Source organism: Segatella copri (genome assembly GCF_003465495.1).
In the GTDB taxonomy this organism is placed as follows: Bacteria; Bacteroidota; Bacteroidia; order Bacteroidales; family Bacteroidaceae; genus Prevotella; species Prevotella copri_G.
Genome location: NZ_QSAV01000021.1, coordinates 1 through 13,841 on the forward strand (window position 1 = coordinate 1; position 13,841 = coordinate 13,841).

Here is a 13,841-nt window from a genome sequence, read left to right on the forward strand (position 1 = left end):
GTCAAAGCCGAGCATTACTAATTGCCCGAACACTTTCTTTAGAAAGTTCATAATTTCAACTGTATGTACAGTCTGAATGGTGCTGAAAGTTGTAATTCAACATTCAACAATCAACATTACTTATACGTTTGCTTGTGTGCAAATACGTCATAACCCATTATCAGGTGGTTATTGCGGTGAGGTCCCACCTCTTCCCATTCCGAACAGAGAAGTTAAGCTCACTTGCGCCGATGGTACTGCAATGCAATGCGGCCGCGTAGGTAGCCGCCTCCTTTTATCAAGAGCCTCAGATTTCGAAAGATTTCTGAGGCTTTTTTGTTTTTCCCACAGATTTCACAGATGCTTACAGATTTTAGACCTGTTCGGTCTGGAATTTCGCAGATTTTTATTATCTTTGCAGCATGAATAGGAAAAGAATTAAAAAGAAGTTTGCTAATTTTGGTCAGCGTATGCTACGGATGCCTCGTACCCGAGGATTCGGAGTACAGTCACCTACAGCCTATTCTTTCCTGCGCAAGGTGGTTAACGAAAAGGAATTTCTCAGAAATTATCGCCAGACTCATGCTGGAATCTCCTCCTATCCCCTAGATGCACCCCGACAGAAACGTCTCCTCTTCCGAATCAGAACTGTTTATCCTAATGTAGTAGAACTCTCTGCTTCTTCCCTGCTAAAGGGAGAGGATTTTCAGCAGTTTCTCTGGAATGTGTCTGATGATACGGTTTTAGTAGTTACAGACATCAATCTCGATGCAGAATATAAAAAAGTATGGTTGCGTCTCGTAGCTGATAATTGTACCGTTTTGACCTTTGATTTGGTTGATTGTGGTATAGTTTTCTTCGATAAAACCAAATTTAAGCAGAATTTTAATGTAAATTATTGATTTATGCGCAAATTTGTGCCATAAATATTTGGAATTTAAAATAAAAGTATTACTTTTGCAGCCAAAATAATAGAAACGTTAAATTATAGAGCTATGTATTGGACACTTGAATTGGCTTCAAAGCTTGAAGATGCACCATGGCCTGCAACAAAAGAAGAGTTGATTGACTATGCAACTCGCTCTGGTGCGCCTCTAGAAGTTCTAGAGAATTTGCAGGAGATAGAAGACGAAGGCGATGTTTACGAAAGCATCGAAGACATCTGGCCTGATTATCCTTCAAAGGATGACTTCTTGTGGAATGATGACGAGTACTAATCTCGATGATAGGGCTGCTCTCTTATAAGAGGGTAGCCTTTTTCATCTTTTGTTTCTTGCTTATATATAATAATGTGTAAGAAATTCCGTTATCTTATTGTGTTGAAAAGATTTATCATTATATGGATTCTGCTAGTGGGGGTGCTCGAAGTGAGGGCACAGTATGATCCTTCCTATAGTCATTACTTTGACATGGAACCATCGTTCAATCCTGCTGCTGTGGGTAAGCAGTCGAAACTCAATGTTACGGCGGCCTACGCACTTGATATGGCTGGATTCGAACATAACCCCCGTACCTTTCAGGTGGCGGCTGACATGCCTTTCTTCCTGTTCAATCACAGGCATGGAGTAGGCTTATCGTTACAGAATGACCAGATAGGTCTTTTTACCCATCAGCTCCTGGCTTTACAGTATGCTTTGCAGAATAAACTCCTGGGTGGAACGCTGAGCGTGGGTGTACAAGGAGGTATGCTGAGTGAGAAGTTTGATGGTAGCAAGGTGGATTTGGGAGAAAGTGGTGACCCAGCCTTTTCTACTTCAGACGTAAATGGAAGCGGAATGGATTTGAGTCTGGGTCTGTATTATCAGCATAAGGCTTGGTATGTTGGACTTTCTGCCCAGCATCTTACATCGCCTACGATAAATCTAGGTGAGACCAATGAATTGAAAATAGATGCCACATATTATTTGACAGGTGGATACAATATTCGATTGAGAAATCCGTTCTTAACAATAAAGCCGTCTGTTCTTGTAACAACAGATGGTACCACATGGCGAGGCGACCTGACAGGAAGGTTAGTTTACCAATATGAGAAACGGATGTTGTATGGTGGAGTAACCTACAGTCCGGACAGATCGGTAACCGTGCTGGTAGGCGGTAGTTTCCATGGGGTAGTGCTTGGTTACAGTTACGAGGCATACACCTCCAAACTCAGTGCCGGAAATGGCAGTCATGAACTCTTTGTAGGGTATCAGACCGATATCAACCTGACCAAGAAAGGCAGAAACCGCCATCAGAGCGTCAGAATATTATAATGTAAATAGAAATAAAGAACATAGTAGAATCATAAAACAATGAAGAAAAGTATATTGCTCCTTAGTGCATTCGCTATATTGCTCACCTTGAGCGGCTGCTTCGGTGCCAAGCAAGCTTCTGTTGCAGGCAGAGGTGGCGAGGTGGTTGGCGTGAGCGGTAGAAGCTTTGTAGAGCCAGCCCCTTATGGTATGGTAAAGATAAACCGTGGCTTCCTGAAAATGGGAATGGAGACCCAAGACTCACTCTGGGGAATGAAAACACCACGCAAGGATGTGTCGGTGGATGGATTCTGGATGGATGATACCGAAATCACCAATTCAGAATATAAGCAGTTTGTGGCTTATGTGCGTGATTCTATCCTTCGTACACGTCTGGCTGATCCTGCTTATGGAGGCGACGAGACTTACATGATTACTGAAGATAAGAATGGCGATCCGGTTACGCCTCATGTAAACTGGAAGAAAGCGCTTCCTAAGAAACCTAATGAGGATGAGCAGAGAGCTTTTGAAAGTTTGTATGAAACCAACCCGGTTACAGGAGAAAAACTCATCGACTGGCGTCAGCTCAACTATAAATACGAAATCTATGATTATACAGCTGCGGCTCAGCGTAAGTTCCGCCTGAATCCACAGGAACGTACCCTTAACACCGATGTGAAGATAAATCTGGACGAGGTGGTGATGATTTCGAAAGATACCGCTTATTACGATGATGAGGGTAGAGTGGTGCGTGAGACTATCAACCGTCCGCTTTCAGGACCATGGGATTTCCTGAATACCTATATCGTGAATGTTTATCCTGACACTACCTGTTGGGTAAACGACTTCAGAAATGCAGAGAATGAAACCTATCTGAGAAGTTATTTCAGCAATCCTGCGTATAATGACTATCCGGTAGTAGGTGTTACCTGGGAACAGGCAAATGCCTTCTGCGCCTGGAGAACAGACTATCTTTTGAAGGGCTTAGGTCCTGAAGCAAGATTTGTGCAGCGTTACCGTCTGCCAACCGAGGCAGAATGGGAATATGCTGCAAGAGGCAAGAACCAGAATGAATTTCCTTGGGACAATGTGGATGTGAAGAACGGGGATGGTTGTTTTTACGCCAATTTCAAACCAGACAGGGGCAACTATACCAAAGACGGCAACCTGATAACCAGCAAGGTGGCTATCTATTCGCCAAATTCTAATGGACTTTACGATATGGCTGGTAATGTGGCAGAGTGGACAAGTACCGTTTATACAGAGGCGGGTGTTGACGCAATGAGCGATTTTAACCCAACTTTACAGTATAATGCTGCCATAGAAGATCCTTACCGTTTGAAGAAGAAGAGTGTAAGAGGTGGTTCCTGGAAAGACCCTGAGTCGTTTATCCGTTCGGCATGGCGCACTTTCGAGTACCAGAATCAGCCTCGCTCATACATCGGATTCCGTTGTGTGAGAAGTCTTGCTACTACGGCAAGCGGAAAACAGAAACCATTGAAGAATAAGAATAGGAGATAAATAATATGAGCTATTATAGCAAATTCAATATCGTATACCGCTTGCAGAAGTGGATGGATAGTGTGCCGGGTCAGACATTCCTTAACTATGCTTACAGTTGGGGTGCCTCTATTGTAATCGCTGGTACCCTCTTTAAGTTGACCCATCTTCCTGGTGCCAATTTCATGCTTTTCTTAGGTATGGGAACCGAGATTTTCGTGTTCTTCCTTTCTGCTTTCGACCGTCCTTTCGACAAGACTGCCGAAGGTAGAGACTTGCCTACCCATGCTACAGAGGAGTATCTGGAAGGAAAGGTGTCGGCAGAAGAAATGATGACTGCCAAGAATCGTTCTGAAACCATTCAACCTCAGGTTGCTTCTCCTGTCTCTCCTGTAATGACTGCTGCGCCAGAACTGACTCCACTTAATCCTGAGGTGGTGGAAGTTCAGAACAGCTACGTAGAACAGTTGAAGAGCCTGGTAGAAACCTTGAGTAAGGTAAACGAACAGAGTAGCCGACTGACTCGTGACAGCGAGGAGATGGAGAATCTGAACCGTACCTTGACAGGTATCAGCAGGGTATACGAGATGCAGCTGAAAAGTGCCAGCCAGCAGATTGGTACCATTGACCAGATCAATGAGCAGACCAAGATGATGGCAAAGCAGATAGAACAGTTGAACAAGATTTATACCCGTATGATTGATGCCATGACCATCAATATGCGTGTGGCGGCTCCTCATGTAACAAGTGAAGAGTAAAGACGAAGAAAATAAATAGAATCAAGCAAATTTATATCCATGGCAATCAAGAAAAGACCGGTTTCGCCTCGCCAGAAGATGATTAACCTGATGTATGTCATCCTGATGGCTATGTTGGCGCTGAATACTCCTACAGATGAGGAATTCGGTGTCAAAGGCAAGTCTATTGTCGAGAAAATCAAGAAAAGTCTTGCCGATGATGGGAAGAAATCGGATGAGGAGAAGAAAAATATAGATCTGGTAGAACTGAATGTGAATGAACTCGATGCATTCGTTATTCCAGAGAAAACAACCCTCTATGCCGGTGAACGTTTCAATTCGCATGTGGTGATGGCTGCAATAGACAGTACACAGCGCCCGGAAATCTATGTGAATGGTAGTAGGCTGAATGCCGAGAATGGCAGATACAGTTTTGTGGCAGGTGGCGTAGGTGAGCATCAGTTTGGCGGTTACATTCTGATGAGAGGCAAGAATGGCGAGATGATGCGACGCAATTTCGTTCAGAAATACACCGTATTGCCTGTTCCTAATACAGCTACCGTTGCTGCCGACCTGATGAATGTGCTCTATGCAGGCTATGCCAATCCTATCAGCATCAGCGTTCCTGGTGTTCCAGCAAATGCTATCTCTGCTTCCATGACAGGCGGTTCTTTCGTAGCTAAGGGCAATGGTCATTTCGTGGCTACACCTTCAGCGGTGGGTAAGGATGTTACCATCCATGTGACAGCCCGCGATAAGGGACAGGTGAGAAGTCTGCCTCCATTCGTATTCCATGTAAGAAAACTTCCTGACCCAACAGCTTATATTGCAATGGGTACAGATAGATTTAGAGGTGGTGCTCTATCGAAAGGTGCTCTGATGGGTGCTCCAGGCATTCATGCAGCCATAGATGACGGACTCCTTGATATTCCGTTTAAGGTGCTGGGCTTCGAAACCGTATTCTTCGATAATATGGGAAATGCCATACCTTTGGCTTCGGCGGGTTCCAATTTCTCAGAACGACAGCGCGAAGAGTTCAGAAAACTGTCAAGAAACCGACGCTTCTATATCTCGCATATCAAGGCTGTAGGTCCTGATGGAATTACCCGAAATCTGCCGGCAGCAATGGAAGTTATCGTCAGGTAAGTGAAGAGTTCAACGGCTTTACTTATCATAAAGTTCAAAGTTCAATGTTCAAAGTTCAATGTAATGAAAAAGATATTATTCATATTCATGCTTTTGGGAATGGTGCAGAGCATCATGGCACAGCCAGCGGCTCGCAGAAAGCAGGCTCAGCAAAAGGCACAACAGTCGAATGCTGATAATATGACCTTGCGTGCCAAACTTTATTTCCCTACAGCCATCCCGATGGATGAGGACGTGGTTTGGAGAAGAGACATCTATCGTGAACTCAATCTCACAGATGATGCCAATGCAGCCTTGTATTATCCTGTAGAGCCAACAGATGGTAAGATGAATCTCTTTACCTATATCTTTAAACTGATGTTTACGGGTAGAGTGCCTGTTTATCAGTATCGTATGGATGGTAATGAAGATTTTTCTGCCGCCAACCGTCTTACTCCGAAAGCATTCGTAGATAATTATCATATCTACTACGAGAAGACTGATAATGGAAAGGTGCATATTGATGACAGCGATATTCCATCAGCTGAAGTGAAGGCATACTATGTGAAGGAGACTTCTTATTATGACCAGAAAACAGCTTCTTTCCATACCAAGGTATTGGCTTTGTGCCCTATCATGACCCGTAATGATGATTTTGGAGATGTAGGAAACAAGTATCCGCTCTTCTGGGTGAAGTATGATGATCTGGCTCCTTTCCTGGCTAAGCAGCAGCTGATGACCAGTAATGTGAACAATGCTGCTGTGATGAGTGCAGAAGATTATTTTACCAAGAATCTGTATCACGGTAAAATCTACAAGACCAATAATATGCAGGGCAATACCCTGGCACAATACTGTCCTTCGGATACAGCCATGGCGAAGGAACAGAAACGTATAGAAACTGAGTTGGAAGCCTTTGAGAAGAATATCTGGGGTAATCAGGCTCGGAAGGATTCTCTTGACAGTATTGCCAAGGCAGAAAAGAATATGGATGCCAAGACTCTGAAGAAAAGCCGTAACAGAAGAAATGGTTCTGCATCTAAACCAGCTAAGACTTCTACTGTTAAAAAACGCAGATCAGGAGGAAGCAATGTTTCTTCTGGTGGCTCAGCTAGGGTAACGGTTCGTAGAGAGCGTCATTAATTTATATAAGAATTAAAGTAAATATAGAATGAAGAAAGTTTTATCAGTATTAATGGTTGTAGCAGCCATGATGTTTGCTACAAATGCTAATGCCCAGATTAAGTTTGGTTTGAAGGGCGGTTTGGATGTTACTAACATGTCTTTGAGTAACGATGTATTCGATGCATCTAACAAGACAGGTTTCTTTGTTGGTCCAATGGTAAAGGTTACTATCCCTATTGTTGGTTTGAGTTTTGATGCTGCTGCCTTGTACGATCAGAAGGAAGCTAAGGTATCTGTAAATGATGCAGAGACAACGATGACTCAGAAATCTCTTAATATCCCAGTAAACGTACGTTATGGTTTCGGTTTGAGCAGCTTGGCTAATGTTTTCGTTTTCGCTGGTCCACAGTGGGGTATCAACGTTGGTGACAAGAACTTCAAGTGGAATGATTCCAGCTGCTATTCTCTGAAGAAAACAAACTTCAGTGTAAACGTAGGTCTGGGTGTTACCCTGCTGAGCCATCTCCAGCTTTCTGCAAACTATAACATCGCTTGCGGTAAGACTGCAGATGTTACCTGGGAGGAAACAAGCGAAAAGATTGTGAATGGTAACAGTAAGAATAACAGTTGGCAGATTGCTTTAGGTTATTGGTTCTAATCTTGTAAAAGAACAGGACAGATTATGGGTGAGAACATCGTATGGTCTCGCCTAGTACATCTTAAAATATATAAAAGCAGGTATCCGATGATGGGTATCTGCTTTTTTTTTGCTAACTTTGCAAGTCGAAAGTCTGAATGGTGGATATTTCAAGGTTAAAGAATATTAGATATGAAGTATGTAGATGTGATATTACCCCTTCCGCTCGACGGAACCTTTACTTATTCTGTCCCTGATGGGATGGAAGGGAAAGTTGTGCCTGGGGTACGCTTACTGGTTCCTCTTGGTAAAAGTAAGAAATATATCGCAATGGCTATCCGGCTGCATGATGATAAGCCTGCATTCTCCTGCAAACCTGTCGAGGCGGTACTTGACAATACGCCTTCGCTGTTGCCTCAGCAGATGAGATTGTGGCAATGGATTGGCTATTATTATATGGCTCCGTTAGGCGATGTCTATAATGCTGCTATGCCTGGTGGACTGAAGTCTACAGAGAAATTCAAGCCCAAGATGGAACTCTATGTAGAACTTGCCAGTACGTACCGTAGTGAGCAGGCACTTCATGTAGCACTCAACCTGGTGCAGAGAGCCTTGAAGCAAGCCAAAACATTAACCACCTTTCTGAGTCTCTCGCATTGGGACAGTCTTGATGGAGATACGCCTAGAGAAGGCATAAAAAAAGTGACCAAGGAAGAACTGATGAACGAGAGCCATTGTACGGCTGCTGTTGTCAAGGCGCTTATCGACAGGGGAATTCTCTTTACTTATGAATTGGAAATAGGACGATTGAATACGAATGGAGAATCTCATCTTGACTTGATTAAACCTCTCTCCTTGGCTCAGCAAGATGCCTATAATGGAATCCTGATGCAAATGATGAAAAAGGATGTTGTATTGCTTCATGGTGTGACATCCAGCGGAAAGACGGAAATCTACATTCATCTTATCAGAAAAGCCATAGAGGAGCATAAGCAGGTGCTCTATCTTCTGCCGGAAATCGCTCTGACCGTACAAATCATGGAGCGCCTTCATAGAGTTTTCGGTGACCGGCTGGGCATCTACCATTCTAAATATAGTGATGCTGAGCGTGTAGAAATCTGGCAGAAACAACTCTCTGATCATCCCTATGATGTAATTCTGGGTGCAAGAAGTGCCGTCTTCCTGCCTTTTAAGAATTTGGGACTCGTCATCATAGACGAAGAGCACGAGACTTCCTTTAAACAACAGGATCCCGCTCCGCGCTACCATGCCAGAAGTGCTGCCATAGTGCTTGCCAAGATGTATGGGGCAAAGACTTTATTGGGTACGGCTACGCCTTCGATGGAGAGTTATTATAATGCGCAGCAAGGCAAGTATGGCCTGGTAGAACTGAAAACAAGATACAAAGGTATTCAGTTGCCGGAAATTCAGGTGGTAGATGTAAAAGACTTACGCCGCCGTAAGATGATGAGCGGTCCTTTCTCTCCACAGCTTTTGGCTGCAGTAAGAGAGGCTTTGAAGAATGGGCAACAGGCAATCCTCTTTCAGAATCGTCGTGGTTTTGCGCCGATGGTTGAATGTAAGGTATGTGGTTGGGTGCCGAAATGTAAGAACTGTGATGTCTCGCTTACGTTACACAAAAGCATTAACTTGCTGACTTGCCATTATTGTGGTTACACTTATCCGGTTCCTACGGAATGTCCTAACTGTGGCAGTACGGAAATCATGGGACGTGGTTTTGGTACCGAGAAGATAGAAGACCAGATAGCGGAAATCTTTCCGGAAGCCAAGATTGCCAGAATGGATTTGGATACAACACGTACACGAAATGCCTACGAACGTCTTATCGCAGACTTCTCTGAAGGCAGAACGAATCTTCTCATAGGCACGCAAATGGTTTCTAAGGGTCTCGATTTCGATAAGGTGAGTGTAGTAGGCATCCTGAATGCTGATTCAATGCTCAACTATCCCGATTTCCGCGCCTACGAGCATGCTTTCATGATGATGGCACAGGTGAGTGGTAGAGCTGGAAGAAAAGGTAAGCGTGGCTTGGTGATTCTACAGACCAAGAATCCTACCTTGCCTGTCATCGGACAGGTGGTGCATAATGATTATGCAGGCTTGTATCAGGGTATTCTGGAGGAGAGAAGAACTTTTCATTATCCACCTTTCTTCCACCTTATTAATGTGTATGTAAAACATAAATATGATAAGGTATGCGAACAGGCTAGCCATGAGCTCAGCAAAACGCTGAGAAGCTGGTTTGGCGAGCGTGTGTTGGGACCCGATAAACCTGCTGTGGCAAGGGTTAAGACGATGAACATTCGAAAGATTGTTATCAAACTGGAAAATGGTATTGACCAGCAGAAGGTAAGAGAATATCTGAAGTTTGCTCAACAGCAGATGGGAAAGGATCCGAGATATGGAGCTCTGCAGATTTATTATGATGTAGACCCGTTGTAGTCTCCTGCCCATCCTTTTCTCTGGCAGAATGGAAGAAAATAAGATTGGTAAATAAAATGAAAAAGGCTATCCGTTACTTGTTGCAAGAACGGGTAGCCTTTTAATTATGATATTTGTAGTTATGTTTAGAAGTTGATGTCAAGACCTACTGCGAATACGTTGTTGTTACGTGTGTAGTCTGAACTGTAGTTGATGCTCTTTTCAGCAGAAAGCTGAACCTTCTCAGAGGTCTTCTTGTGCTGATAGAAGGTGTGGAAGTAAGCCACGTTCAAGTCCATCTTCTTATTGATGTGATAAACACCACCGACTGCTACAGAGTTTGAACTGACAACGAATGATTTGTCGTCCATGTATTCATCGCTCAAGCCATAGTTGGTATTCTGCCAACCTGTACTCAAGGTAATCTTCTTGTTGACATCCACTTCAACACCTGCGTTGTACTCCAAGGTACCACGCTTTAACTTCTCCTGTCGGTTGTTGTAAGATGTAGCGTGCTTGTCATCGAACCAGTGGAAACCAACGTTTACTCTAACTGCATCAACAGGGCTATAGCCAACACCGAGTGCCAGATAAGCAGGAATATCACCCGCAATCTTCTTGCCATCTTCATATTCGCCGATAGCTTTTTCGAGCTTGGTGTCGAACTCGGTCTTCAACTGTCCCATGGCTCCCTGAATATCTGGGTTGCCGATGATGGCATTTGCAGCAGCCTCTGGTACACCACCTGCAATGTAGGCGTTGCGGAGGTTGTCTGGCAGGTTACCGATACTAGGTACCTGGTTTACTGACTTGTTCTTCAGGCGGATACGAGTCTTAAACTCATATTTGGCAGCGAAGTTCCACTTGCCAGTCTTGAAATCCACACCAATAATAGGAGTGAAGCCCACACCGCTCTGGTCACAGCTCAACTCAATGTTGGCAGCTGTTTCCTTGGTTGGGTCGAGCACCTTATAGAGAGGCATGTTGCCTACCTTGATATCTTCTACATATCCGTAGTAGTTAGTAGATGCATAGACACCTCGTACGCCTGCGAATGCGCTGAAGTTGTCGCTGAACTTATAGGCTGCACCCAGAGAGAGACCATAGTAGTACTGGCGGCCGTGCATATAGCTGTTGTAGCTATACTTGCCTTCTTTACCGAAATTCTTATCGCTAGTAAAAACAGCTGGTACGCCATACTTTGCTGCAACCTTATCCACAGCACCTGCCAAATCGCAAGCAGCCATTGCTGTCTCTGCTACGATCTTCTCGAAAGAGCCCAGACCATTATCGAAGGTACACTTGCCGCCGCCACCTGTGAGGGCGAAGCTAGCCTGGAGTGACCATCTACCTTTATTATAAGCATACTGGAATGAAGGGATGACAGGCGCAAAAGCCTCACCCTTGAAAGTACGAGGAGTAATAGGATTGTTCACATTGTTTGTGAACAATGCATAATCATTTTCAATGCTACGTGTCTGGTATGCCAACTGCCAGTTGATGGCGAGATGGTGACCTTCACCCATGAATACAACTCCGGCTGGATTATAATAAACACCGTCGATACCAATTGAAGCCTCACGGCTCATCATTCTGTTGAATGCTACATGTTGATTGGTGTTGGTGAGCAAACCGCCTGCAAAAGATGGGGTTGCACAAGCCATCGCAATGGCTAAACTAACTAATTTTAGTTTCTTCATCTTAATAATATTAAATAAAAACGTCCGCAAAGGTAATTATAATGTTCTATTTCGCTATTGGTTTTATTAAATATTTAAAGCATATTAACGCAAAAAGCCCTTTCTCTTGCACAGATTTTAAAAACTGTGCAAGAAAAAGGGCTATTATTGGTTATGTTTCACCTTTTTGTATATCAGTTTTTACGCTTTACGGCATAAGAACTTCACGAAGTGTATCTTTACTCTTGTTCTTTAGACTCCTGACTCGTCTTTTTGCCGGCATTCTGTCTTACGTTCAAGTGAGGATACGAAATACGGGTATGGTAAATAGCCTTGAGTCGTTCGATGAGTACCTGTTTAGCGAGAGCGATGTCTCGGAACGTGATAGGGCACTCCTTGAAGAAACCATCTGCCACCTGTCCGTCGATGAGTTTATTGACGAGGTTACTGATGCTTTCTTCTGTATATTCGTTCAGAGAGCGCGAAGCCGCTTCAACCGTATCTGCCATCATCAGGATGGCCTGTTCGCGGGTAAATGGGTTCGGACCAGGATATTGGAACTGCGACTTGTCAATCACCTCTGTAGGGTGAGCATTACAGTAATTAATATAGAAATACTTGGTGATGCCCGTTCCGTGATGAGTAGTGATGAAATCCTTTATGATGCCTGGCAGACCAACCTTCTCTGCCATCTTCAGACCTTCTGAAACATGGCTTATGATAATCTGTGCACTCTCAAGGTCGCTTAACTGGTCGTGAGGATTAACGCCCGCCTGATTCTCTGTGAAGAAAACAGGGTTAGTCATCTTACCGATATCATGATAGAGTGCTCCGGTACGTACCAGGAGACTGTTGGCTCTGATGCGGTTGGCAATCTCTGCTGCCAGGTTACCTACGGTGATAGAATGCTGGAAGGTGCCTGGAGCAATCTCACTCAGGTTCCGAAGTAATCCCTTGTTGGTATTTGACAACTCGAAAAGTGTAACATTAGATGTAAATCCAAACATCTTTTCTATAATGTACATGAGCGGATAAGAGAGTAGCAGGAAGATGCCGTTTACGGTAAAGTAGGTATACATGCTGGCATCTACGTTGAACACCTGGTTGTCCTGCATCAGCTGAAGGGCAAGATATACTACACTGCTGGCTATAGTTACCAACAGGGCTGTGATGAATATCTGCGAGCGCTTGCTGAGTTCACGCAAACTGTAAATAGCAACAAGACCAGCTACCAGCTGTACGATGATAAACTCGTACTGGTACTTTACCGCTGCTGCACAAATGAGAATCATCGTAACATGGCTGATAAAGGCTGTACGCGAGTCCATAAACACACGTACGAAGATAGGCGCCATGGCAAATGGGATGATATAGACACTGAAGAAATTGTGTTTCATCATGAGTGACACAAAGATAGGGAACAGCGTAATCATCGCATAAAGCATGGTAATGCTGCGCGGCTTATCAAAATAGTCTTTTCTGAAAAGTGAGAGATAAGAGGTAAACAGCATGACAAGAATGAAGATAAACAGTACCTGTCCGATGATAGTGGTTGTCAGCTCTTCCTGGGTAGAACTGCGGCGCTTCATCTCCTTATCGAATGAATTGAGCACCCGATAGGTGTTGTTCGTAATCACTTCACCACGATCCACAATCTTCTGACCGCTCATCACCATTCCGCTTGCCAGTGGAATGCTGCTCATCATGTCGGCTTTCTCTGCCTCGCTTCTTCCCTTATCGTATATGACGTTGGCTTCAACATAATTATTGAGGTTGCAACGGGATAAAAGCTGACGCTGGGTTGCCAGTTTCTCATCGTAGAAGATGCGTTCGTAAGCGGCAATAGTAGAGTAGAACGAACCGATAGGTACGCTCTTCACATTCTTTCCGTTGATAATTCGTATCATACTGGTAGAATCTTTGTAGATACGATTATATTCCGTGGTAGCGATGATGCCGGTCAGATAAAGGCGCTGAAGCTGGTGGGCTATGAGTCCCACATATTCTTTTGGCAAACCTGGTACACCTTGGCTGAAGTCGTGCAGGAAACGGCTCACCTGTTCGCTGCCGATGGATTCATTGACAGAATAATAAGGTTGGAATTGCTTCATCAGCGAATCCTGTTCACGCTTGATGGCTTCATCGGTCTTATAGATCGGAAAGTCAAATTTTGCGATGACGGAACCATACATCCATGGCTTTCCAACATCGTACCGGAACATCCTTCCTTCGTTGCGAGGAAGGAACCGAACAATGATAGCAACGGTAATTAATATCAAAACCGTTTTTGTGGCGAAATTGCGCCAATAGTTCTCTTCTGGGTTGTTAAATATGCTCATTTTCCTACTTTTTTCTTACTTATTTCGTTTTACAGTGCGAAAATACG

Annotated in this window: 10 protein-coding genes, 1 rRNA gene and 1 pseudogene; 10 read left to right on the top strand and 2 right to left on the bottom strand. The window is 44.0% G+C overall.

Annotation, left to right across the window (positions count from 1 at the left end; genetic code table 11):
- The first annotated feature begins 160 nt into the window (after positions 1 to 160).
- The 10 genes and pseudogenes from rrf (at position 161) to priA (ending at position 9,797) form a co-directional block, all read left to right on the top strand.
- Positions 161 to 273: ribosomal RNA gene (gene rrf, locus DWV53_RS07605) — 5S ribosomal RNA — on the top strand.
- 128 nt (positions 274 to 401) lie between these two features.
- Positions 402 to 881, top strand: coding sequence for a hypothetical protein (locus DWV53_RS07610; protein WP_147468754.1), 480 nt, complete (start codon positions 402 to 404; stop codon positions 879 to 881).
- A gap of 93 nt (positions 882 to 974) precedes the next feature.
- On the top strand, positions 975 to 1,196 hold the full coding sequence (locus tag DWV53_RS07615; protein ID WP_006848869.1) for a DUF2795 domain-containing protein: 222 nt from the start codon (positions 975 to 977) through the stop codon (positions 1,194 to 1,196).
- Positions 1,197 to 1,268: 72 nt separating this feature from the next.
- Positions 1,269 to 2,231, top strand: a complete 963-nt coding sequence (locus DWV53_RS07620; RefSeq protein WP_181992447.1) for a PorP/SprF family type IX secretion system membrane protein — start codon at positions 1,269 to 1,271, stop codon at positions 2,229 to 2,231.
- Between the two features lie 39 nt (positions 2,232 to 2,270).
- Positions 2,271 to 3,731, top strand: a complete 1,461-nt coding sequence (locus DWV53_RS07625; RefSeq protein WP_118152764.1) for an SUMF1/EgtB/PvdO family nonheme iron enzyme — start codon at positions 2,271 to 2,273, stop codon at positions 3,729 to 3,731.
- 5 nt (positions 3,732 to 3,736) lie between these two features.
- The gene (gene gldL / locus DWV53_RS07630; protein ID WP_022120530.1) at positions 3,737 to 4,468 is read left to right on the top strand and encodes a gliding motility protein GldL; all 732 of its coding nucleotides are present in this window, start codon (positions 3,737 to 3,739) and stop codon (positions 4,466 to 4,468) included.
- A gap of 228 nt (positions 4,469 to 4,696) precedes the next feature.
- A pseudogene (gldM, locus tag DWV53_RS07635) lies at positions 4,697 to 5,593 on the top strand (gliding motility protein GldM); the annotation flags it as partial.
- 63 nt (positions 5,594 to 5,656) lie between these two features.
- On the top strand, positions 5,657 to 6,715 hold the full coding sequence (gene gldN / locus DWV53_RS07640) for a gliding motility protein GldN (RefSeq protein WP_118152765.1): 1,059 nt from the start codon (positions 5,657 to 5,659) through the stop codon (positions 6,713 to 6,715).
- Positions 6,716 to 6,743: 28 nt separating this feature from the next.
- A complete protein-coding gene (locus DWV53_RS07645) occupies positions 6,744 to 7,355 on the top strand; it encodes a porin family protein (protein WP_118152767.1) in 612 nt (203 codons plus the stop codon).
- A 171-nt stretch (positions 7,356 to 7,526) separates the two neighbouring features.
- Positions 7,527 to 9,797 carry a replication restart helicase PriA gene (gene priA, locus DWV53_RS07650; protein WP_118152769.1) on the top strand — a complete coding sequence of 757 codons (2,271 nt, stop codon included), beginning with the start codon at positions 7,527 to 7,529 and terminating at the stop codon, positions 9,795 to 9,797.
- Positions 9,798 to 9,922: 125 nt separating this feature from the next.
- On the opposite strand, the gene DWV53_RS07655 is transcribed toward priA, so the two are convergent.
- Positions 9,923 to 11,476 (bottom strand): OmpP1/FadL family transporter, encoded by a 1,554-nt coding sequence (locus tag DWV53_RS07655; protein WP_118152771.1) that lies wholly within the window; start codon positions 11,474 to 11,476, stop codon positions 9,923 to 9,925.
- Positions 11,477 to 11,694: 218 nt separating this feature from the next.
- Positions 11,695 to 13,794 carry an HD family phosphohydrolase gene (locus tag DWV53_RS07660; protein WP_118152773.1) on the bottom strand — a complete coding sequence of 700 codons (2,100 nt, stop codon included), beginning with the start codon at positions 13,792 to 13,794 and terminating at the stop codon, positions 11,695 to 11,697.
- Positions 13,795 to 13,841: the final 47 nt, after the last annotated feature.

Bases quoted from the DNA above. Each gene is read 5' to 3' on its own strand.
- gldN (WP_118152765.1), top strand. From the start codon at position 5,657: ATGAAAAAGATATTATTCATATTCATGCTTTTGGGAATGGTGCAGAGC.
- DWV53_RS07610 (WP_147468754.1), top strand. From the start codon at position 402: ATGAATAGGAAAAGAATTAAAAAGAAGTTTGCTAATTTTGGTCAGCGT.
- DWV53_RS07645 (WP_118152767.1), top strand. From the start codon at position 6,744: ATGAAGAAAGTTTTATCAGTATTAATGGTTGTAGCAGCCATGATGTTT.
- priA (WP_118152769.1), top strand. From the start codon at position 7,527: ATGAAGTATGTAGATGTGATATTACCCCTTCCGCTCGACGGAACCTTT.
- DWV53_RS07655 (WP_118152771.1), bottom strand. From the start codon at position 11,476: ATGAAGAAACTAAAATTAGTTAGTTTAGCCATTGCGATGGCTTGTGCA.
- DWV53_RS07625 (WP_118152764.1), top strand. From the start codon at position 2,271: ATGAAGAAAAGTATATTGCTCCTTAGTGCATTCGCTATATTGCTCACC.
- DWV53_RS07660 (WP_118152773.1), bottom strand. From the start codon at position 13,794: ATGAGCATATTTAACAACCCAGAAGAGAACTATTGGCGCAATTTCGCC.
- DWV53_RS07620 (WP_181992447.1), top strand. From the start codon at position 1,269: ATGTGTAAGAAATTCCGTTATCTTATTGTGTTGAAAAGATTTATCATT.
- gldL (WP_022120530.1), top strand. From the start codon at position 3,737: ATGAGCTATTATAGCAAATTCAATATCGTATACCGCTTGCAGAAGTGG.
- DWV53_RS07615 (WP_006848869.1), top strand. From the start codon at position 975: ATGTATTGGACACTTGAATTGGCTTCAAAGCTTGAAGATGCACCATGG.